The sequence below is a fragment of the Indioceanicola profundi genome (assembly GCF_003568845.1).
In the GTDB taxonomy this organism is placed as follows: Bacteria; Pseudomonadota; Alphaproteobacteria; order Azospirillales; family Azospirillaceae; genus Indioceanicola; species Indioceanicola profundi.
In genome coordinates this window covers 184,366-205,439 of record NZ_CP030129.1, presented here as the reverse complement: position 1 = coordinate 205,439, position 21,074 = coordinate 184,366, and the positions used below count along the sequence as shown (strand labels likewise).

Annotated in this window: 16 protein-coding genes; 7 read left to right on the top strand and 9 right to left on the bottom strand. The window is 64.0% G+C overall.

The annotated features are described in order from the left end of the window. Positions 1 to 47 precede the first annotated feature (47 nt). The 5 genes from DOL89_RS24240 to DOL89_RS24220 all read left to right on the top strand — a co-directional run bounded on the left by DOL89_RS24240 (position 48) and on the right by DOL89_RS24220 (position 6,479). Entirely contained in the window at positions 48 to 2,432 is a 2,385-nt protein-coding gene (locus tag DOL89_RS24240; protein WP_119681928.1) for a heavy metal translocating P-type ATPase, read from the top strand. 162 nt (positions 2,433 to 2,594) lie between these two features. Next, positions 2,595 to 2,999: a four-helix bundle copper-binding protein gene (locus DOL89_RS24235; protein ID WP_119681927.1), complete on the top strand. Its 405-nt coding sequence runs from the start codon at positions 2,595 to 2,597 to the stop codon at positions 2,997 to 2,999. Positions 3,000 to 3,330: 331 nt separating this feature from the next. Next, entirely contained in the window at positions 3,331 to 4,368 is a 1,038-nt protein-coding gene (locus tag DOL89_RS24230) for a two pore domain potassium channel family protein (RefSeq protein WP_162937876.1), read from the top strand. A gap of 163 nt (positions 4,369 to 4,531) precedes the next feature. After that, positions 4,532 to 5,353: a formate/nitrite transporter family protein gene (locus tag DOL89_RS24225; protein WP_119681925.1), complete on the top strand. Its 822-nt coding sequence runs from the start codon at positions 4,532 to 4,534 to the stop codon at positions 5,351 to 5,353. A gap of 154 nt (positions 5,354 to 5,507) precedes the next feature. Beyond that, the gene (locus DOL89_RS24220) at positions 5,508 to 6,479 is read left to right on the top strand and encodes a manganese catalase family protein (protein WP_119681924.1); all 972 of its coding nucleotides are present in this window, start codon (positions 5,508 to 5,510) and stop codon (positions 6,477 to 6,479) included. A 110-nt stretch (positions 6,480 to 6,589) separates the two neighbouring features. Here the strand turns inward: DOL89_RS24220 and hutH are convergent, their stop codons facing one another. The 7 genes from hutH to DOL89_RS24185 all read right to left on the bottom strand — a co-directional run bounded on the left by hutH (position 6,590) and on the right by DOL89_RS24185 (position 17,521). Beyond that, entirely contained in the window at positions 6,590 to 8,113 is a 1,524-nt protein-coding gene (hutH, locus tag DOL89_RS24215; RefSeq protein WP_205574747.1) for a histidine ammonia-lyase, read from the bottom strand. A gap of 15 nt (positions 8,114 to 8,128) precedes the next feature. After that, entirely contained in the window at positions 8,129 to 9,814 is a 1,686-nt protein-coding gene (hutU, locus tag DOL89_RS24210; protein WP_119681922.1) for a urocanate hydratase, read from the bottom strand. A gap of 41 nt (positions 9,815 to 9,855) precedes the next feature. Beyond that, positions 9,856 to 11,226, bottom strand: coding sequence for a formimidoylglutamate deiminase (locus DOL89_RS24205; RefSeq protein WP_119681921.1), 1,371 nt, complete (start codon positions 11,224 to 11,226; stop codon positions 9,856 to 9,858). A 105-nt stretch (positions 11,227 to 11,331) separates the two neighbouring features. Next, positions 11,332 to 12,030 (bottom strand): histidine utilization repressor, encoded by a 699-nt coding sequence (gene hutC, locus DOL89_RS24200; RefSeq protein ID WP_119680808.1) that lies wholly within the window; start codon positions 12,028 to 12,030, stop codon positions 11,332 to 11,334. Positions 12,031 to 12,166: 136 nt separating this feature from the next. Beyond that, positions 12,167 to 14,008 carry an NADH:ubiquinone reductase (Na(+)-transporting) subunit F gene (nqrF, locus tag DOL89_RS24195; protein ID WP_119681920.1) on the bottom strand — a complete coding sequence of 614 codons (1,842 nt, stop codon included), beginning with the start codon at positions 14,006 to 14,008 and terminating at the stop codon, positions 12,167 to 12,169. A gap of 13 nt (positions 14,009 to 14,021) precedes the next feature. Then, complete coding sequence (locus tag DOL89_RS24190) at positions 14,022 to 14,732, bottom strand: PepSY domain-containing protein (protein WP_119681919.1); 711 nt, start codon at positions 14,730 to 14,732, stop codon at positions 14,022 to 14,024. Between the two features lie 98 nt (positions 14,733 to 14,830). Further along, positions 14,831 to 17,521, bottom strand: coding sequence for a TonB-dependent receptor (locus DOL89_RS24185; protein WP_205574746.1), 2,691 nt, complete (start codon positions 17,519 to 17,521; stop codon positions 14,831 to 14,833). A 341-nt stretch (positions 17,522 to 17,862) separates the two neighbouring features. On the opposite strand from DOL89_RS24185, the gene DOL89_RS24180 reads away from it, so the two are divergent. Next, a complete protein-coding gene (locus tag DOL89_RS24180) occupies positions 17,863 to 18,333 on the top strand; it encodes a c-type cytochrome (protein WP_119681918.1) in 471 nt (156 codons plus the stop codon). A gap of 178 nt (positions 18,334 to 18,511) precedes the next feature. On the opposite strand, the gene DOL89_RS24175 is transcribed toward DOL89_RS24180, so the two are convergent. Next, positions 18,512 to 19,504: a toll/interleukin-1 receptor domain-containing protein gene (locus DOL89_RS24175; RefSeq protein ID WP_162937875.1), complete on the bottom strand. Its 993-nt coding sequence runs from the start codon at positions 19,502 to 19,504 to the stop codon at positions 18,512 to 18,514. 14 nt (positions 19,505 to 19,518) lie between these two features. After that, a complete protein-coding gene (locus DOL89_RS25315; RefSeq protein WP_162937874.1) occupies positions 19,519 to 20,031 on the bottom strand; it encodes a hypothetical protein in 513 nt (170 codons plus the stop codon). Positions 20,032 to 20,640: 609 nt separating this feature from the next. On the opposite strand from DOL89_RS25315, the gene DOL89_RS24170 reads away from it, so the two are divergent. Further along, a complete protein-coding gene (locus tag DOL89_RS24170; protein ID WP_162937873.1) occupies positions 20,641 to 21,066 on the top strand; it encodes a hypothetical protein in 426 nt (141 codons plus the stop codon). Positions 21,067 to 21,074 lie beyond the last annotated feature (8 nt).

Genomic DNA, 21,074 nt, shown 5'->3' with positions numbered 1-21,074 from the left:
CTGGGACTTGAGGCAGATAAGGCGCCAGCTGCGGAGAGGAGCCGGACATGACCGATCATGATCACGATCACCATCAGGACCAGGCCCACAGCCACGGCGGTCAGCATGCCGTTCCGCAGCAGGGCGCTGTCAAAGTGAAGGACCCGGTCTGCGGGATGTGGGTGGATCCGGCGACAACGCCGCACAAGTCCGACCAAGCAGGCACAACCTACTACTTTTGCTCAGAGAAGTGCCGCACCAAGTTCGAAGCGCATCCGGACCACTACATCGTGCCTTCCGGGATGCAGGCGAAGCCTGAGCCGACGGCACAGCCCGGCGTGATCTACACCTGCCCCATGCACCCGCAGATCCGTCAGGAGGGGCCGGGAAACTGCCCGATCTGCGGCATGGCCCTGGAGCCGGAAACGGTTTCCGCCGAAGCGCAGCCGAACGCCGAGCTCCGGGACATGTGGCGCCGCTTCGTGATCGGGGGCATCCTGACTTTGCCCCTCCTGCTGCTGGAGATGGGTGGTCATATCCCGGCCATCGGGCTGGCGCACCTGCTGCCCCCGCGGACATCCGCCTGGGTGCAGTTCCTGATCGCGACACCTGTCGTCCTCTGGGCGGGCTGGCCCTTCTTCGTGCGCGGCTGGGCGTCTGTAAAGGCGCGCAGCCTCAACATGTTCACCCTGATCGCCATGGGCACGGGGGCGGCCTACATCTACAGCGTGGTGGCCGTCGTGGCCCCCGGCATCTTCCCGGACGGCTTCCGCGGGCCTGAAGGCAACGTGGCCGTCTACTTCGAGGCGGCGGCCGTCATCATCGTCCTGGTCCTGCTGGGCCAAGTGCTCGAGCTCCGTGCCCGGGAGCAGACCGGCGGTGCCATCCGGGCCCTCCTGAACCTCGCGCCCAAGACGGCCAGACGGATCATGCCCGATGGCCACGACGAGGAAGTCTCGCTGGACCAGGTGCATGTCGGCGACCGCCTGCGGGTGCGCCCCGGCGAATCCGTGCCTGTGGACGGCGAGGTGCTGGAGGGCCGCTCGTCCGTGGACGAATCCATGGTCACCGGCGAGTCGATCCCGGTGGAGAAGGAGCCGGGCTCCAAATTGATCGGCGGCACTCTGAACGGGACCGGCGGCCTTGTCCTGCGCGCCGACAAGGTGGGCTCGGACACCATGCTGAGCCGCATCGTGCAGATGGTCGCCGAGGCCCAGAGGAGCCGCGCCCCGATCCAGCGGCTGGCGGACGTCGTGTCCGGCTACTTCGTCCCGGCTGTCATCGGGATCGCGATCCTGTCCTTCATCGTGTGGTCGATCTGGGGGCCCGAGCCCGCCATGGCCTACGGGCTGGTCGCAGCCGTGTCCGTCCTGATCATCGCCTGCCCCTGCGCGCTCGGCTTGGCGACCCCGATGTCGATCATGGTCGGCGTCGGCCGTGGTGCGCGCGAGGGCGTGCTGATCAAGAACGCCGAGGCACTGGAACGCTTCGAGAAGGTCGACACGCTGGTGGTCGACAAGACCGGCACGCTAACGGTGGGCAAGCCGAAGCTGACCGCCATCAAGCCGCTTGGCGGGATCGATGAAAGGCTGCTGCTGGCCGCCGCGGCCAGCCTGGAGAAGAGCAGCGAGCATCCCCTGGCTGCGGCCATCATTGCCGCCGCCAGGGAGAGGAACCTTGCGATCCAGGACCCGACCGACTTCGCCTCCGTAACGGGCCAGGGGGTCACGGGAACAGTGGACGGCCACCGGGTGGCCCTCGGCAATGCCAAGCTGATGCGGGCCGAAGGTGTCAGCCTCGCCGAGATGGAGGCCATTGCCGACGACCTCCGCCGTGAGGGAGCGACCGCCATGTACGTGGCGATCAACGGCGCTCCCGCGGGTGTCGTGGCGGTGGCCGACCCCATCAAGGAGAGCACGGCCGCAGCACTGGCCGCCCTCAAGGCCGACGGGGTGCGCGTCGTCATGCTCACCGGCGACAACCGCACCACCGCGGAGGCGGTCGCGCGGCGACTTGGGCTGGACGACGTCGAGGCGGAGGTCAGCCCGGAGGATAAGAACGCCGTCGTCCGCAGGCTCAAGGCCGAGGGTCGGGTTGTCGGCATGGCCGGGGACGGGGTCAACGACGCCCCTGCCCTTGCCGAGGCGGATGTCGGCATCGCCATGGGGACCGGCACCGACGTCGCCATCCAGTCCGCGGGTGTCACCCTGGTCAAGGGCGACCTCGCCGGGATCGCCCGGGCCAAGGCATTGAGCCGCGCCACCATGAGCAACATCCGGCAGAACCTGTTCCTCGCCTTTGTTTACAACGCCCTCGGCGTGCCGGTGGCGGCGGGCGTTCTCTATCCCTTCTTCGGCCTGCTCCTGAGCCCGATCCTGGCCGCCGCGGCCATGGCGCTGAGCTCGGTGTCAGTCATCGCGAATGCCCTGCGGCTGCGTATGGCGCGGCTTTAGCGGGACAACTGTCTGTCCAGGCGCCCAGGTGCCCGGACAGGTCGGCGTAGGCGGCCCGGCGACACCCCGGAACCAGTCCGGCTACCGCAGCATTCGGGCCGCTGCGCACCAAAGGTGGCGCACCACCGTGCGCCACCAATCACAGCACTACGGGAGACTGAAATGCACGCACGTGAAATGATTTCTGCGCATCCCGACGTGAAGGGCAATACCAACGAAGCCCTCATCCGCTGCATCGAAGAATGCTACGCCTGTGCCCAGACCTGCACCTCCTGCGCCGACGCCTGCCTGGCGGAAGGCATGGTGGAGCAGCTTCGCCAGTGCATCCGCCTGAACCTGGACTGCGCCGACGTTTGCGCCGCCACGGGGGCCATCGCCACCCGGCGCACCGGATCGAACGAGCAGCTCATCCGCTCCATGCTGGAAGCCTGTGCCCTCGCCTGTCGCCTGTGCGGTGAGGAATGTGCCCGCCATGCCGGAGAGCATGAGCACTGCCGCGTCTGTGCCGCGTCCTGCAACCGGTGCGAAACCGCTTGCCGTGACGCGCTCCAGAGCATGGCTGCCTAAGGCGGAGATCCCCGCCTGATGTGGATGGCCCTCCCGTTCCAACATGGGAGGGCCATTCCCTCTAATGTCTCTAAAGACTCCAGCCACAACGATCCTGACCAGCGAACGAACATGCCCTCAGCATCGAGAAGCCGCTGATTGGGTTTTTAGACCGCAACGCCAGGGACCGCCGCGTGGGGTGCTCAACCAGCAACCGGAAGAGCAGAACCCGGACAGCGTTCTTGTCAGAGTCCTCATCGCATAGGCAGTGCCCTCAACTTAGCTGGGCCACCGCATGCGTTCGTGTCTCTTGCCTGCACCTTGCGCATGCGGACGACCAGAGGGAAACCATATGAACTGGCTTTTCGCTGTTTCCGGCGTCATTCTACTCGTCATTACGTGGACGGATATCATCAAAACGACCCTGACCCTTCAGGGAGCCGGTCCGGTTACAACCCGCATGGCGGAGCTTGTTTGGAAGGCGGTCTTCATCGTGTTCCGCATCACGGGAACCAGGAATACGCTTGCCCGGTGCGGCCCGGCTATTGCGATCCTGACGGTAGCCGTGTGGATCCTCCTTGAGTGGACCGCCTGGAGCCTGATTGTCTTCGCCGATCCGTCAGCCGTTGTCAGCAGCCAAGGGGGTCAGCAGGCAGGCGCCTGGGACCGCGTCTACTACGCAGGCTACAGCTTCTTCACCCTGGGTCTTGGGGACTACCAGCCTAAAGGTGCCCTTTGGCAGGTTATCACGAACCTGATGTCGGCGACCGGCTTCTTGACCATTTCACTCTGCGCGACCTATCTGGTTCCCATTGTATCTGCGGTGGTGAGCAAGCGTAAGGTCGCAATCTACATCGGCGCATTGGGCAGAACGCCCCAGGACGTTCTTATCACGGGATGGAACGGCAACGATTTCTCGGGCCTTCAATCGAACCTGTCGTCCTTGGCGTCCCCTATCATGGAAATCGGCCAGCAGCACCTCGCCTATCCCATTCTTCACTACTACTACGCCGCACGTCGCGAGGAATCGCTGGCCCTGCAGATGGTTGTGCTCGATCAGGCCCTGATGCTCATGGAAGTGGCCGTCGCTCCAGAGGCTAGGCTTCCGAAGGCGATCATGGCCCCGGCGGTGGCAGGTGCGCGTTCCTTCCTGGACAGCCTGGAACGAGTCCATATCAAAGCCGCGGCAGAGGCTCCGCCCCTCCCGTCCCTTGAGCCCCTTCGAAGCGCAGGCATTCCGGTCGTCAGCGACCAGGAATTCCAAGAGGCCATGGAGCGAAAATCTCGACGCCGGAAGCTGTCTCAGGCTTTGCTCGAGAACTCCGGATGGGCTTGGCAGGAGCTTTCCTGGCCGGGTCAGCCCAGAGACGGCACTCTGTTGCAGCAATAGGCGGGCGTTCCGTTCCGGCCAGGCGGCACATGATCCCGTCAGTACTGAGGAGGTGAGCATGATGCACACAGCGCACATGCCCGAACTTCCTTGCCGCTGGCCGATAGGCAAGCAGGGCGGCGACGGCAGAACCGACATTCAGTTGCACCGGAGGGCAGGATAAATGAAGGACGGCGACTTGCCCGGCGGGCGCCGGAGACAAGAGCAGGAGGATGCCGCAGAACGCGCCAATCCGAGCGCTCTGGTCCTACACGAGGCCATTCGCAAGGAAGGCAATGAGGAGCTCGCTCGTCATCCCGCATCGCTGGCCTGGTCCGGCTTGGCTGCAGGTTTTTCCATGGGACTGTCCCTGGCTGTGGAAGGGCTGCTGCGGACCGGACTGCCCGATGCCCCGTGGCGCTCCCTTGTGGAGAACCTGGGATACAGCATCGGTTTCCTGGTCGTTGTTCTCGGGCGGCAGCAGCTGTTCACTGAGAATACGCTTACCGTTGTCCTTCCGCTTCTGCACGAACCGACCCGCGAGAAGCTGTCCCGGGTTGCCATGCTCTGGGGCGTCGTATTGGTCACCAACCTACTTGGCACCATCCTGTTCGCGTGGGCAACGCAGGAAACGGGTGCTTTCTCCGACGAGGCCAAGAGGGCATTCGCGGAAATCGGTCACGAAGCCCAGGCCGGATCATTCCTGGCTGTTTTCACGAAGGCCGTGCTGGCCGGATGGATCATCGCGCTCATGGTCTGGATCACGCCTGCCGTCGGGGCCACGCGCTTCCATGTCGTGGCGACGCTGACCTACGTCATCGGTGTCGCCGGTTTCGCGCATGTCATCGCAGGCTCCACTGAGGTGGCCTCCGCGGTCTTTGCGGGGCGCGTGACCTGGAGCGACTACATCCAGGCGTTCCTGGTCCCCGCTCTCCTTGGCAACGTTCTTGGTGGCGTCGTGCTGACGGCGTTGCTGAACCATGCGCAGGTCCGACGCCAACTGTGAGCCGAGCAGTCAAGTCTCCGGGAGCGCCCTCCAGCCAAGCCCGGCCCGCTATGAAATCGCTAATGTACAGCGGAACCGATGGGCAGAGTTCCAGTTGGATCAGGTGGTTGCGGCGAAGGTCGTAGCTGTTCCAACCAGACGGATGAGGTGCGAGATGTTCCATCATAACAAGGAACTACAGTTCAACGCGCGTGTCTCTGGCCCGGATCCCCGCTTCGCCCGCTTGCTCTTGGAGCAGTTCGGCGGCGGGAACGGCGAGTTGAAGGCGGCTATGCAATATTTCACCCAGGCCTTCGCCGCCCGCCAGCCCTATCCGGACAAGTATGACCTGCTGATGGACATCGCCACCGAGGAACTGAGCCATCTTGAGATCGTCGGCGCCACCATCACCATGCTGCTGGACGGCGTGAACAGCGAGCTTAAGGACGTCGCCGGTGCTGAACCGATCATGGGCCTGATGAAGGGTAAGGCCACCAAGGAGGAGATGATCCACGATGCGCTGACCAACCCGCAGTTCCTGGTGCTCTCGGGCGGCGGTCCGCGCCTGACCGACAGCATGGGCACCCCCTGGAGCGGGGCTTACGTCAACGCCAACGGCGACCTCACGGTGGATCTGCGCTCCGACATCGCGGCCGAGAGCCGAGCCAAGATCGTCTACGAATACCTGATGCAGTTCACCGACGATCCCTATGTCAAGGAGACGCTCGGTTTCCTGATGACGCGCGAGATCGCACATTTCCAGATGTTCTCGGCCGCCCTCGACACCATCCAGCCGAACTTCCCGCCAGGCATCCTGCAGGGCGACCCGCGCCACACCCACACCTATTTCAACATGTCCAACGGCGCCGATGCGCGCGGACCGTGGAACGAGGGCCAAGGCCCTTGGCAGTCGGGCGAGCACTGGACCTATGTGGACGACCCGGTGAAGCACGTGGTCGAGACCCAGGGAGAGATTCACCATCAACCCGAAGGCACCACGCGCACGCCGGAAGAGCTCCAGAAGAAGGAGCAGGAGCTCAGCAAGATGCGCAGCGAGCAGATCCGGGAGAAGATTCCGACGGGCCCCAATCAGTGGTCCAGCTACCCGCAGACTTCACTCGACAGCCCGATGGGCACCACGGACTGACCTATCTGACATGTGCGCGGAGGAAGCCGCGGTGCTCTAGCCGAGCATCGTGGCTTCCCTCCCACCGGGTACAGAATCAATCCCTGCCCTCCATAAGCAGGACCCGCTCCTCAGGCACCTAACCAGCTGACGCCGGATTCGAGCACGCCCTTTGCAATCAGATCCTTGGCCGCTGCGATATCCGGGGCGAAGTAGCGGTCCCGGTCCCAGAAGGGCACGCGAGATCGAAGGCTGGCATGAATCGCTTCCAACCTGCTCGAGGAGCGCAGAGGCCGGTGAAAATCAATCCCCTGCGCGGCCGCCAAGGTTTCGACCGCGACGATGCCCGCAGCGTTGTCAGCCATGTCCAACGTGCGCCGTGCCGCCCAAGTGGCCATGGAGACATGATCCTCCTGGTTGGCCGAGGTGGGGATGCTATCCACGCTGGCCGGGTGTGCCAAGCCCTTGTTCTCCGACGCCAATGCAGCCGCCGTTACCTGGGCGATCATGAATCCGGAATTCACTCCGCCGTCCTTGACCAGGAAGGCCGGTAGCCCACCGTTGTGGTTGGGGTCCACCAGCATGGCGCTGCGCCGTTCGGACAGGTTGCCGATCTCCGCCAGGGCCAGGGCAATCTGGTCGGCGGCCATGGCCACGGGTTCGGCGTGGAAATTGCCGCCGGACAGGATGGCGCCGTCACCGGGGAAGACCAGAGGGTTGTCGGTGACAGCGTTGGCCTCGATTCCAAGTGTCCCGGCGGCGAACCGAAGCTGGTCCAGACATGCTCCCATGACCTGAGGCTGGCACCGCAGACAGTAGGGGTCCTGGACACGCGGGCAATCGCGGTGGCTCTCGCGAATGGCGCTACCCGCCAGGAGCTCACGATAGGCGGCGGCTACATCGATCTGGCCACGCTGGCCACGTAGCTCATGGATGCGCGGGTCGAAGGGCGTGTCGCTGCCCCGCGCAGCATCCACCGACATGGCACCCGCAACTAGCGCCGCATCGAAAACGCGCTCAGCGGCGAACAGTCCGGCCAGAGCCAGGGCGGTCGAGACTTGCGTGCCGTTGAGCAACGCCAGTCCCTCCTTGGGCCCCAGTTCCAGCAAGCTCAGGCCCGCGGCCTCCATCGCCTTGGCGGCGGGCAGGACTTCTCCCTTTATCCGCACCTCACCCCAGCCGATCATGGGGGCGACCATGTGCGCCAGCGGCGCCAAGTCACCGGATGCGCCTACGGACCCCTTGGCCGGAATGCAGGGATAGACCTCGCGCTCCAGAAGCTGCGCCAGGGCCGCGATCACCTCTGGCCGCACGCCCGAATAGCCACGCAGCAGGCTGTTGACCTTCAAGACAATGACCAGCCGCACCACCTCGTCGGGTAGGAGCGGACCGGTTCCGGTCGCGTGGCTGAGGACAAGGTTACGCTGGAGCAGCGCGAGTTGGTCCGTCTCGATCCGGGTCTTGGCCAGAAGGCCGAACCCCGTATTGATCCCGTAAGCGACCTTTCCGGCCGCCATCACCTCCATCACGGTGCGGGACGATGCGGCGGCACGTTCCATGTCTGCCGGGTCGATGCTGAGGCGGACGGGGCCCGCCAGAACCAGCTTGATGTCGGAAAGCGTCAGACGACCTGGATGTACGCGAATGGTCTGCATGATGTGTCCCGCGGTTCAGTACTTGCCCAGCATCGGCAGATCCAGCCCCTGCTCCCTCGCGCAATCCACCGCGATCCCGTACCCCGCATCGGCGTGGCGCATCACGCCGGTGGCGGGGTCGTTCCACAGCACGCGCCCGATCCGGCGGGCGGCATCCTCCGTTCCGTCCACCAGGATCACCATGCCGGAATGCTGGCTGTAGCCCATGCCGACGCCGCCGCCATGGTGCAGGCTGACCCAGGTGGCCCCGCTGGCGCAGTTCAGCAGCGCGTTCAGCAGCGGCCAGTCGGACACCGCGTCGGACCCGTCCCGCATGGCCTCTGTCTCCCGGTTCGGGCTGGCGACGGAGCCGCTGTCCAGATGGTCGCGCCCGATGACCAGCGGCCCGATCTCGCCACGCGCCACCATCTCGTTGAAGGCGAGACCGATGCGGTGCCGGTCGCCCAGCCCCACCCAGCAGATGCGAGCGGGCAGGCCTTGGAAGGCGATGCGCTCCCGCGCCATGTCCAGCCAACGGTGCAGGTGAGGATCGTGCGGCATCAACTCCTTCACCTTCTCATCCGTTCTGCGGATGTCCCCCGGATCGCCGGAAAGGGCCGCCCAGCGGAAGGGGCCGATGCCGCGGCAGAAGAGCGGACGGATATAGGCGGGCACGAAGCCGGGGAAGTCGAAGGCGTTCGCCAGCCCCTCATCCTTCGCCATCTGCCGGATGTTGTTGCCGTAATCCAGCGTGGGCACGCCCATGGCGTAGAAGTCCAGCATGGCCTGGACATGGACCACCATGGAGCGCTTGGCGGCCGCGGCCACCGCCTGCGGATCGCGCTCCCGCATTTCCCCCCACTTCGCCAAGTTCCAGCCTGCGGGCAGGTAGCCGTTCACGGGATCGTGGGCGCTGGTCTGGTCGGTGACGGCGTCGGGGCGGAAACGTGGGTCCTCTTTGGCGCGGCGAACCAGTTCGGGGAAGATGTCAGCAGCATTGCCCAGCAAGCCTACGGATACAGGCTTGTTGGTGCGGCAGGCCTCCTGAATCCAGGCAATAGCTTCGTCCAGATCGTCGGTGCGACGATCCAGATAGCGGGTCTCGATCCGGCGGTCGATGCGGCTGGGCTGGCATTCCACGGCCAGGCAGGAGGCCCCGGCCATGGTGGCGGCCAGCGGCTGCGCCCCGCCCATGCCGCCCAGCCCGGCGGTGAGTATCCACTTGCCGGAGAGATCGCCGCCATAGTGCCGACGGCCGACCTCCACGAAGGTCTCGTACGTGCCCTGCACGATGCCCTGGGTCCCGATATAGATCCAGGACCCCGCCGTCATCTGGCCGTACATCATCAGGCCGAGCCGATCCAGATGATGGAAATGCTCCCAGTTCGCCCAGCCCGGCACCAGGTTGGAGTTGGCCAGCAGCACCCGCGGCGCGTCCTTGTGCGTGTGGAACACGCCCACCGGCTTGCCGGACTGCACCAGCAGGGTCTGGTCGTCATCCAGCCGCTTCAGCGTCTCCACGATCCGGTCGAAGCTCTCCCAGTCCCGCGCCGCCCGGCCGATCCCGCCATAGACCACCAGTTCCTGCGGATTCTCCGCCACCTCCGGGTCGAGGTTGTTCATCAGCATGCGCAGCGGGGCCTCCGTCTGCCAGGATTTGGCGTTCAGCGTCAGGCCGCGGGGTGAGCGGATAATGCGGGTGTTGTCGCGACGGGTGGGCATGAATTCCTCGTCTTATTTCGAGACTGTTGGGACGTCGGGCCTTATTCGGCGAGCAGGCGTGACAGCGCGGCCCGATACCGCGCCGCGATTGCCTCCTCGTCAGGGTGCCGACCATCCGCGATGACCATCCGCCCTCTTGCCATGACGTGCCGGATCGGGCTGGCGCCTGCGTTCACGAAGACCAGCGCGTCCAGCAGCTGGTCGCCCTCGCGGCCAGCAAGCGACGGGTGGTCGGGGTCAAGCACGAGGAGGTCGGCCCGGTGCCCAACGGTGATATGTCCGGTCGCGTGACCCAGCGATCGCGCCCCGCCAGCAACTGCTGCCAGCCAGAGTCGGGCGCCGACGTGTGCGTCCCCCATGACCGGCATGGCGCGCTTGCCCGACCGGAGGCGCTGGCCGTAGTCGAGCCAGCGGAGTTCCTCCCGGGCGTCGAGGCTGACGTGGCTATCCGTGCCTATGCCGAACGCCCCACCGGCTTCCAGGAAGGTCAGGAACTGAAAAAGCCCATCCCCCAGGTTCGCCTCGGTGGAGGGACAGAGACCGACCGTGGCGCCCGTGGCTGCAGCACGGCGGGTTTCTGCCTCGGTCATGTGGGTGGCGTGGATCAACGTCCAGCGCGGTGTGACGTCCATGCTGTCCAGAAGGAGTTCCACCGACCGCTTGCCCGAAGCAGCAAGACAATCAGCGACCTCTCCCGGCTGCTCAGCCACGTGGATATGTATGGGGGCGTGACGGTCCAGCGCGTCCAGCCCGGCCAGGGCCTCGCGCATCGCGTCCAGCGGCACCGCCCGCAGGCTATGAGGTGCCAAGCCGACCCGAACTTCGGGAGGCGCTTCGCCCAGCAGCTTCTCGGTGAGGCGCAGTACGCTGTCGGGCGTATGGGCGAAGCGCCTCTGCCCGCCGACGAGCGGACGGCCGTCAAAGCTGCCCGTCATGTAGAGGACGGGCAGCAAGGTCAGACCAATGCCCGCCTCCTGGGCTGCGGAAAGGATGCCCGACGCCATGGACGCCGGGTCCATGTAGGCATGTCCCTGGGGATCGTTGTGCAGGTAGTGGAACTCGCCAACGGTGGTGTAGCCGCCCTTGAGCATCTCCACATAAAGCTGGCAGGCAATCGCTCGGTTGTCCTCGGGCGTCAACCGCTCCAGGAAGCGGTACATGGTCTGCCGCCAAGTCCAGAAGGTGTCGCCCGTGTGGCTTCCACGTTCGGCCAACCCGGCCATCGCACGCTGGAATGCGTGCGAGTGCAGGTTGGGCATACCCGGGATTACCGGACCGGACAGGCGTTCAGCGCCTGCTGCTGAGGCCCCAGGCTCCACCGCGGCAATGATGCCGTCAGCGTCCACATGCAGGCGGACATCAAGGGCCCAGCCATTCGGCAAGCGCACCGCCTCGGCGAAGTAGGACGGCATGGAATTCCTTTCATCGGCAGCAGGCCGCAACATGTACATGCTTGTATATACAACATGGCTCGAGCCGGGAAGAGCGACTTGCGCCTCACGCCGGAAGGGGGCTTCTTAGGGGCGGAAGCGGCCGGAAAGTTCGTAGCGTGACGCCGGATGGTACAAGTCGGCGACCGTTGCGAGTTGCCCGTCGGTCCAGGTGCGGCGATGGATGAGCAGGCAGGGTTCCCCCGCGGCCATGTGGAGGTGCTCTCTCGTCTGGATGCTCGGCATCACGGCACGGACGACGTGCTCGACCTCCTGCAGCGGCGCCACTTTAATCAGGTACTCGTACGGCGTCATGCGGCTGAAGTCGGCCCGGACATAATCGGGTGCCAGTGCCGGATTCACGAACCGCTCCTCAAGCTGAAGCGGAATGTCGTTTTCCTGGTGGACGATCGAGGACCGGTAGAGCGCAGCACCCGGCGCGATCCCGAACGTCCTGGCGAGCGTGTCACCGGCATGCGTCTTTTCCACCGCGAGCACGCGGGCGCTATAGGTTCCTCCACGCTCTTTGACCTCGTCCGCGATGCTGCGGATCTTCAAAGGATGGCCGTGCGCCTTGCGGTCGCCGACGAAGGTGCCGACTCCCTGAACTCGAACGAGCACGCCTTCATTGGTCAGTTCCCGTAGGGCACGGTTGACCGTCATGCGGGAGGTGCTCAGCTGCTGCACCAATTCCATCTCAGACGGCACCCGGTCCCCGACTTTCAGGGCACCGGATGCGATCTGTTCCAGCACGTGCTGCCGAACCTGCTGATAGAGCGGGATCATGGATAAGGACAAGCTGGTGGCCTCCACGTGAACGGCACCCTATGCGCCCGCCCTAGTAGCCGCATGCACACAGGATGCTCGCATTCGACAGCACGCTCCAGGCGGCATTCAATCATCGAACGAATGCCGCTGGCGGTCAAATACCGAAATCGTCGAAGGCGATGCGGTCCCGAGGCACGCCAAGGTCCTCCAACATGGCCAGCACGGCTTTCAGCATGGCAGGCGGGCCACAGACCAGGAACTCGCATTCGGCCAGATTCGGATGCTTGGCGAGGTACTGGTTCCGCACGACTTCGTGGATCAGGCCAACAGGTCCGCGCCAGCTATCCCCTGCTTCCGGCTCGGACAGGGCGACGGTCCAGGTGAAGTTCGACGACGCCTCCGCCAGCCTGTCGAACTCATCCCGGTACAGGATATCCCGCGCCGAACGGGCGCCGTACCAGTAGGAAATTCGACGGGAGGTTCCCTTGCGGAGGAGCTCGTCGCGGATGATGGCTCTGAGCGGCGCCATTCCGGCACCGCCGCCGATGGCAATGATTTCCCGGCCGGAGTCGCTGGCTGCAAACGCGCCGAACGGACCGAAGACGCGGACCTTCTCGCCGGGTCGCAGGCCGAAGACGTAGCTGGACCCAGCGCCGCACGGGACCTTGTCCGGGGTAGATGAGGGCATGAACCGGACGTTCAGCACCAACTCGCTTGGCGCCTCCGAAGGGTGCGTGGCGAGCGAGTAGGACCGATGGATCCCACCCTCGTGCACAAGGCGCTCAGGAAGGCGCAGGCGTTCCCAATCGGTCTGCCAGTTCACCGGCGGCTCGAAGCGCGCGGGCGATGTTTCGTATGCCGGAATCTCCAGCTGCACGAACTGCCCGGCCCGGTAATTGAGCGCCGTGCCGTCATCGAGGCGCAGGTGGACCTCCTTGATGAAGGGACTGAGATAGCGCGTGGACAGCACTGTCGCGGTATGACCCTCGGTGTCCAGCGCCTCGTTGGGCACGCCGACCTCTGCCCCAGCAACAACGTGATGGCGACAGGCCAGGCGAGCGCCTCGCTGAAGATCCTGCGGCCCGATGTGGTAGCGGTCCGCATCGGTGATCGGCGCGTCGGGGCCGAGTTCGACCCGGCATAGGCCACAGCTGCCCCCGCCACCACAATTGGACGGCAGTCGAACGCCTTCGGCGCTCAGTGCGTCGAAGTAGGTTGCACCTTCCGGCAGGTCCATTGTCCGCGACGGCTGGCCGCCCGCCCAGACGGCAACCGGCACGCCACGGCCGCGCAGCCGCCGCAGGACCAGGCCCGGGTTGAAGTCCCGCCAGGAGAAGCTGTCGAAGATCAGGAACAGGCCGCTGAACGAGAGCCACACGGCCGAAACGGTGGCCAGGATGATGAGCGGGTGGTTGAAGCTCTGGCGCTCCGTGTAGTCCATGATGTGGAGCATCCAGAAGAAATCGAACAGCCGCCAGCTGTCATTCCTGCGCTCCAGGATCCGTCCGGTTTCAGCGGCGACGTAAATCGTTGTGTTTTCTTCGTCATCGAAGGCGACGCGCCAGATGGGGGCTTCGTGGTTCCGTACCTCGAGCGTTGTCTCTTCCATCCGCTCGACGGACACGACCTGCCCCTCGCCCGAATAGTCCTGCTCGGCAATGCGCTGTGCCAAGGCTCGGTCGACAACCATTTCACTACCGTCTTCCGCCGCGAGAAGCCGAACGCCGTCGGCGGTGGAGACCTCATAGACGAACCGGTCGAGCAAGGGGCGCAGACGCAGGGGACCGGTTGCGTCCGGCCCGACAAGGGCATGGATATCCGCGATCGGCAGTGCCGAGGCCGAGAGTGCCAATGGCGGAACAGAACGGCGCGTGTGGTCGCCAGTGACCGCGTGATGGTCGATCAAGGCCATCATGGCACCGCTCAGCGCCCAGAGCACGAACTGCAATCCGAGCAGGAGCCCGACCCACTTGTGAAGAATGCGGAGGGTTTGCATTCTCGGTCCTCCGTCAGGCGCGGGCGTCACGCGCGCGGCGCGCGCGGCGGAAGCTGTAGAACAGGAGCCAGAGGCCGGTGCCCGTTGCGAGCACGCCAGCAATCGTGGCCACCCGGAGCAGTGTGTTGTTCACATCGGTCCGGGACTCGTAGTCCATGATGTGGAACATCCACACAAAGTCGAAGAGGCGCCACAGTTGATGGCGGCGGGCCACCATGTCCCCTGTCGTCGGCGAGAAGTAGAGGGTGTGGTTGTTCCAGCCCTCGAACTGGACCTGCCACAAGGGAGGTTTCCGGGCCTGCACCTCGAGCGGCAGTGTCTGAAGAAGCGTAACAGATGTGATCCTGCCCTCTCCGACATAGTTCCGCCGCGCCAAGTCCCGAATGGTCTCCTCTCCCAGCGGAGACAGTTCGGTGCCCTCGACAGCATCGACCAGCACCGTTCCCCTTGAGGTTTCCACCACGTAGGCGGGGCGGTCGGCCAGCGACTTCACCCGGAGGCCATGGATCTCGCCATACCTCTGGCGGATGTCGTCCACCTCGTAGCGGACCTGGTCGAGCGGCGGAACCGGTTCGTGATGGCCGTGTACGAAATGGTCGCCGTGAATGATCTCGATCGGCACCGAGACCATGTAGAGGCCGCTGACCGCCCAGAGGACGGCCTGAATGGCGATCAGCAACGTCAACCATTTGTGCGACTTACGGGCCAAGGTGGCGGCGCGCATGGCAAGCTCCAACAATGCAGGCTCGGCGCGGGTCGCACGACCCCACCGAAATGAGGACCGCCGCCCGGAGGCGGCGATCCCGTTCAGGCCCCCGGACCTCAGAACGTGTAGGTCAGGCGGACATAGCCGCGACGACCCAGCAGGTCATAGGTCATGGTGTCCGTGTTCGCATCGGTCCAGCTTTGGATGAAGGGCGCGTCCTCGTTGAACAGATTGTCCACGCCCACTGCGATCCGGGCCTGGTCGTTGAAGTCGTAGCCGACCTGGACATTGTGGTAGAAGACGTTGGGCGTGCGGTAGCCGATGTCGCCTTCGGACGCGTTGAAGTCCGTCGCCTTGCCGATCCACTGGACAGAGTAGGTCCCGCTCCAGCGGTCGCCTGCCAAGGTCGCGTTGACGTTGGAGCGCCAATGCGGGAAGCCGCCATTGCCGCCACCGATGAAGCCGTCGAAGACGATCTCCTCAGCGCCCTGGAACGGCGTGATGGTGTAGGTGTCCAGATAGGTCGTGTTCCAGTCGATCGCCGCGGCGAATTCGCCAATGCTGAACTCGTAGATCAGTCCGAAGTCGACGCCCTTCATCTCCTCACGCCCGGTGTTCACCGGCTGGGCGGAGAGGAAGTTGATGTCCCCGGTCAGGGCGTTTCGGGTGAAGTGCTCAGGCCCGCAGAACGGGTGAGACAAACCCGCGGATTCGTAGCAGACCGCCAGCTTGGTCGAGCCTGGGATCGCCCGGATGGCGTCCTTGATGGTGATGTCGAAGTAGTCGACAGTCAGCGTCAGCCCTTCGACGAAGGCTGGCTGGTAGACGGCGCCAACCGTGAAGGATTCGGCACTCTCAGGGTCGAGGTCCTCGTTGCCGCCCACCGTGGTCAGGATGGTGTTGCCCAGCTGCTGGAACCCTGCCGGGACGCCGCTGGCGGCACAGTTCTGCGCCACCACGGAGCCCGCAGGCAGACTGGCGTAGCCGCTGCACGGGTCGGTGGTCGTCAGATTGCCCTCAGCGACACCACCGAAGAGCTCCGGCACGTTCGGGATACGGAAGGCAGTTGCATACGTAGCGCGCAGGCGAACCTCGTCGATGACCTGCCAGTCTAGGCCGAGCTTGTAGTTCTCGTCGCTGCCGAACAGATCGTAGTCGGAGTAACGGGCAGCGGCGTTGACGCCCAGGCGCTGGACAAACGGCAGATTGCTGAGAACCGGGACGGCCAGTTCCACGTAGGCTTCCTTAGCCGTGAACTTGCCGGAGATCGGATCCTGCTGGTTGGTGTTGGCGACACCGAGAACTGTCAGCGGATCGGGATCGCGCCAGCCTTTCTCCTCGCGGTAGACGACCCCGGCCGCGAAACCGACATCTCCGGCGGGCAACGCGAACAGAGAACCGGTGATGTCGAAGGTTCCGCTGATCTGCTCGTTCCCGCCGGAGTCCCGCATGGTGAACAGGATGTAGTCCAGGACTTCCGGGGACAGATCCCCAGCCCCCAGATAGTCGCCGCAGGGAATTGCCGCTCCAGCTGCAAAGCTGCAGATGTCTAGATCCAGCGTGTCACTGACCCGGTCCAGGTTGGCGATGTTGTTGGATCCGTCGATGCCGGTGGTGCGGCCCCAGTTGAAGGCGGTTTCCCAGGTCCAACCGTTCGCCAGATCCCCCGTCAGGCCGATGACCGTCCGCCACGTATCGACGTCTTGGAAGAAGTCGCGCGGACCGGGTTCCATCAGGCGGCGCTGCTCGAGGATGATATCCTGGCCGGTCGGGTTGGTGGGATTGGTCGCCGGGATACTCAGGTTGCGCAATGTGCCGGGCGTGGCCAGCTGCGCCGAATGCCGGTTCGTGAACATCAGTTCGGTGAACAGTTTAACGTCATCAGTGACGTTGATGTTGCCGAATGCAGAGGCGCTGATGCGCTCGATCGGGTTGACTGCATTCAGGTAGGGGTTGGAGTTGAAATTGTGGATGGCGCCGTTGTAGGGCTCGAAGAAGTCGCCATTGCCCCCGGGGCTCTGGTTGAAGTTGATCCGTTGTCCGGTCGGCAGCAGGGCACGCCCGCCAATGGTGGCGGAACTCCCCACGCAGACGAGCTCGCCATCCACCTCGCCGAGGCCGCAGGGTTCGCGGTCGGCCATGTTCACAGGCTCGGACTTGTAGTAGGTCAGCGACGCGATGAAGTTCCCCTTCTCGCCGGACAATCCCCAGGTGAGATCGGCGCTCTTTTCCTCGCCATCGCCCTCCTCGGTGATGCCGTACTTGGCCGAGACCTCCACTCCCTCGAAGTCGTCGCGCGTGATCACATTGACGACACCGGCAACGGCGTCGGCGCCATAGATGGCGGATGCACCGTCCTTGAGAACGTCGATGCGCTCGATGATCGACACCGGGATCGTGTTCAGGTCGGGGGAACTGTTGGCCCCGGTGCCGCCCGGCACAATGCGCCGCCCGTTAAGGAGAACGAGGGTGCGGTTGGCGCCTAGACCACGCAGATTGACCTGGGCAGTGCCCCAGCCATTGCTGGTCCAGTAGGCGCTGGTCTGGTTTCCGGCGAAACCGGCGCTGGACGGCAGGCGCTGGAGCAGGGTCTCCACGCTGGCGATGCCCGTGCTCTGGATGAACTCGTTGGTGAGCACCGTGGCAGGCCCGACGCCGGTGATGTCCTCGCGCTTGATGCGGCTGCCGGTGACTACGATTTCCTCAAGTCCCGTGCCTGGCTGCTGCTGGGCTACCGCAGGCGTCCCCGCCAGGACCCCGGCGCTGAGTGCAGTCGCCACCAACAGTTTCCCCGAAAGCCTCTTCATGCCCCTGTCCTTCCTTATTGTCGTCCCGAGAGCCGGGAGAAGCCGGTACGTCCCGGCGCGGCGTGCGGAAGGCATCGGATCAGACCTGTCTATACAAGTCAATACGAATTGGATGCTTTATTGCTGCTGCGGGCTTCGTCTATCGCATTTTCGCAACAGCAGAATTCTGTATAGCAATAAAATTGCAGGGAGAGGCATCCCTTTATGGATCCCTCGATCCGGGAATAGCATCTGCTGGTCAAACCTGTGCCCCGTCCGACGGTGCAAGCTGGCAGCCGAGCCCAAACTCTGAGCGGGCCCGTAACGTCGCCCGGAGCCCCGGATGATTTGGAGACGGAGCCATGACATTGACCAGTCGGGCCATTGCGGCGCTATTGATCGTGGCCGCCGTTGGCGCCGGAGCAGCCGCCTGGACCTGGATGGGCCCAGCCAAGCTCCTATCAGAAGACGCAGCTGTGATAGCCAGGGGTGCCGCCATCTACGCAGCACACTGTGCCGCTTGTCACGGCGAAGACCTCGAAGGCCAGCCGGACTGGCGCTCCCGGAAACCAGACGGTCGCCTGCCAGCGCCGCCGCACGATCAAACCGGACACACTTGGCATCATCCCGATGAGGTTCTCTTCCGCATCGTCAAGCATGGACCGGCTGCAGCTGTACAAGGCGGATACCAAAGCGACATGCCGGGTTTCGCGGGCGTGCTCGATGACGAGGAGATCCGGACCGTCCTGGCCTTCATCAAGAGCACTTGGCCGCCGGACATCAGGACCCGCCAACGGCTTATTTCGGAACGGACCGCCAAGGCTGCGCCTTAATGGTCCAGATCGTCACCCCTGCTCCTGGCAGGCTGTTCCAAGATCTCGTAGACCCCAGGATTTGCGCACTCGGCAAAGGGTTCCTTACCCCTTCGACGGTCGTACTCGTAGCGGGTTTGTTCCACAGGTCCGCGAGTGAAACGGCGATCAGATCCGGCGTAGGTTTCCAGCCGGTCCATCAGCTGAGCGCCCTGGTGAATACCGACCACAGATATGTAGCCGCAGTCGCTGAGTCCATCGGGCGGTCCCGGTCGTGGCCGAAAGCGTTTAGTCCGAGTGGGTTGAAAGCCAACTCGCCACCTTCGTCCTTCAAGGTCAGGCACTCGTTGTAGCTGCTGTCATTGGATGACTGGTCTTGTGAGAAGTTGATTCCGCCCATCACGCTCCCCCGGCCAATCCAGACCTTACCGCGGCATCTAGCGTTTCCCTCGACATAAATGGTAGCCAGGAAATGGTCTGCATCGACGCGACGGAAGGCAGTTCTCACGTCGCGGTGCGACTGGGACAATGCGTCGAGCTCGGCTTGGAAATGCCGCGCCATCTCTTCGAACGCGGCTTCCAAAAACTCGTCACGCTCGGCGTCAGTCGCCCGTACTCCGAAGCTGCGCCGTTTCCCGGACTTGGGCTTCGCGCTGACTTCCGGGACCGACGCCGACAGCATGGGAGCGGCCGTCGGGGTGGAGGACAGGGAGTTTGGCTTTTTACGCTGAGGCGAGGAGTTACCCTTGCGGGCCCGGATGTCGACCGCAGCCGCCTTTACGGCCTTGGCCACGTCGAGGAACGCCTCATCGATGTTGGTCCACAGAGTAACAGCCCTTCCATCACGGGGCGTCGCCAAAAGTGTCCCGAACGGGGTGCCGTGCCAATCGCAAGGGCGTAGGATGACAGGGACTGTCCGGCATTCCCCTGCCTCGTGGCGCTGGACAGCCCGTGCCATTTCGATGTCGTAGCAGTAATCGCTGGCGATGAAGTCTGGGCTCACGAGAAGTAGGATGATATCCGCCTGCTCCATCATCCGCTTAATCTCGCCGTCGATGTGATCGCCTGCCAGCATCTTGCGGTCATGCCAGTCGTCAATCACCCCTTGGCGGCGCATTGCGGCCATATGCTTCGCCAGCTGGTCACGCAGCGTTTCGTCGGCATGGGAGTAGGAGAAGAAGAGGCTGGTCACGGCATCCCACGAAATCAGGCAGCTACGAAGCGGGCGAGTAGCATCGGCGGTGCGCCCCAGGGCACCTCCAACCCCAACGTCCATGCCGTGACGTAGCAGATGTTGGTGTTCTGAAGGGAGCGGAATATCCCACCTTCCATGTCGTACCAGAAGGTGCGTGGGCGCCCCGTCAGCTGAGGGCCGACCCTCAGGAGGCGCTCTGCCCCCCTAATACCGATCGCGCCCCTAATCTCGGCCTGCCGAACATAGCCGACGTGAATGTGTTCCTCGCTGGTGTCCAGGTCGATTCTGTAATTCTGACCGTAGCTGAGGATTTGCTCCTCCTGGTCCACGTTGAGAATTGCGTAAGGAGGCTCCGGCTGGTTGCCGCCGTCGCCTGAAAGCATGACCAAATGCCGCGCATCCCGGCCCTCCTCACACGCCACGAAGGCAAGCGATGTTCCGGAAAACGTGGTCGTCCTGACCAAGTCGCCAGGGCTGGCCTCGCCCAACGGCATCGCGACCAGATGGGGGAAGATCGTCGGCATCGTACTTATCCTGGTTCATGGAATACCATGAACCATCCAGTTTCGTCCGTTCTTGTCAACAATAACGGCGTGGTTGTTGGCCCTCATTCTCTTTGGACCAAGCAGCACTGTGGTAGGCGAATTCCTTGAATGCGTCAGTAGCCGTCCATTTGGCGGGCACCCCGCCAACGGCTGCTGCGCGCCGACGCGACTGGATCGATTTAGGGCTGTTCACCCTGAACGGGATTGCGGGGGCAACCCGGAACCTGCGGTGCTCCAGGACGCCTAAATAGGGTCTTCGAGCGGATACCCGGCTTCAGGCGGAGCAAGTCTGCATGGCTCTCTGAGAGAACTTGGATGGACATCATGAAAATGCGAACACGGCAAGCATGCGGGTCACGTTTTGCGTGCATTCCAATAAGCGACGTGCACAAGGATAGTCAAAACACCGCTTTCACCGCTCTTATGGGGGTTCTGTTTGATCCGCTAACTTGTTGCTGACCGAAGCACATTCCATTCGATCGAGTTAACGGAACATTCGCGGTCGCTGCATAGCCATGCTTACCGCTGGCTCTCGATTTCTTTTAGGGACACTTTCCAAGTTAGACCTCATCCGCTATGTTAGGCGGTATGAGTACCAAGGCCACCATTCGACACAGGACCACCGCGGGCAGCGCAATGCGCCGCGCCGTCGGGCTGTGCTTGGTACTGGCGATGGTGCTGGCGCACTTCGTGGGGGTGGTTGGGGCTGCAGCCCCGGCGATGGCTTCTCCCACCATGACGATGCCCTGCGATGCCATGGGTGAAATGACCGCCATGTCCGATCTGGGCGGACCTGGAATGGCTGCCCAGCCTCCATGCTTGGACACCACCGAGGACGGTTCCGCCCCCTGCCAGGTGATGGACGGCATGTCGTGTTTCGCCATGTGTGCGATCACGCCGCCGCAGGCGGTCACGCTTGCGGCAATGCGGCCCGCGCATGCGGAATGGCACGTCCAGGGCCATCTGCCGCCGCATGTGGTGGCCCCACCGCAGCGCCCTCCGCAGACCATCTGACGACCAGC

Bases quoted from the DNA above. Each gene is read 5' to 3' on its own strand.
- DOL89_RS24240 (WP_119681928.1), top strand. From the start codon at position 48: ATGACCGATCATGATCACGATCACCATCAGGACCAGGCCCACAGCCAC.
- DOL89_RS24190 (WP_119681919.1), bottom strand. From the start codon at position 14,732: ATGCGCGCCGCCACCTTGGCCCGTAAGTCGCACAAATGGTTGACGTTG.
- DOL89_RS24230 (WP_162937876.1), top strand. From the start codon at position 3,331: ATGAACTGGCTTTTCGCTGTTTCCGGCGTCATTCTACTCGTCATTACG.
- hutU (WP_119681922.1), bottom strand. From the start codon at position 9,814: ATGCCCACCCGTCGCGACAACACCCGCATTATCCGCTCACCCCGCGGC.
- DOL89_RS24170 (WP_162937873.1), top strand. From the start codon at position 20,641: ATGAGTACCAAGGCCACCATTCGACACAGGACCACCGCGGGCAGCGCA.
- DOL89_RS24235 (WP_119681927.1), top strand. From the start codon at position 2,595: ATGCACGCACGTGAAATGATTTCTGCGCATCCCGACGTGAAGGGCAAT.
- DOL89_RS24205 (WP_119681921.1), bottom strand. From the start codon at position 11,226: ATGCCGTCCTACTTCGCCGAGGCGGTGCGCTTGCCGAATGGCTGGGCC.
- DOL89_RS25315 (WP_162937874.1), bottom strand. From the start codon at position 20,031: ATGCCGACGATCTTCCCCCATCTGGTCGCGATGCCGTTGGGCGAGGCC.
- DOL89_RS24220 (WP_119681924.1), top strand. From the start codon at position 5,508: ATGTTCCATCATAACAAGGAACTACAGTTCAACGCGCGTGTCTCTGGC.
- DOL89_RS24225 (WP_119681925.1), top strand. From the start codon at position 4,532: ATGAAGGACGGCGACTTGCCCGGCGGGCGCCGGAGACAAGAGCAGGAG.
- DOL89_RS24185 (WP_205574746.1), bottom strand. From the start codon at position 17,521: ATGAAGAGGCTTTCGGGGAAACTGTTGGTGGCGACTGCACTCAGCGCC.
- DOL89_RS24180 (WP_119681918.1), top strand. From the start codon at position 17,863: ATGACATTGACCAGTCGGGCCATTGCGGCGCTATTGATCGTGGCCGCC.
- hutH (WP_205574747.1), bottom strand. From the start codon at position 8,113: ATGCAGACCATTCGCGTACATCCAGGTCGTCTGACGCTTTCCGACATC.
- nqrF (WP_119681920.1), bottom strand. From the start codon at position 14,008: ATGCAAACCCTCCGCATTCTTCACAAGTGGGTCGGGCTCCTGCTCGGA.
- hutC (WP_119680808.1), bottom strand. From the start codon at position 12,030: ATGATCCCGCTCTATCAGCAGGTTCGGCAGCACGTGCTGGAACAGATC.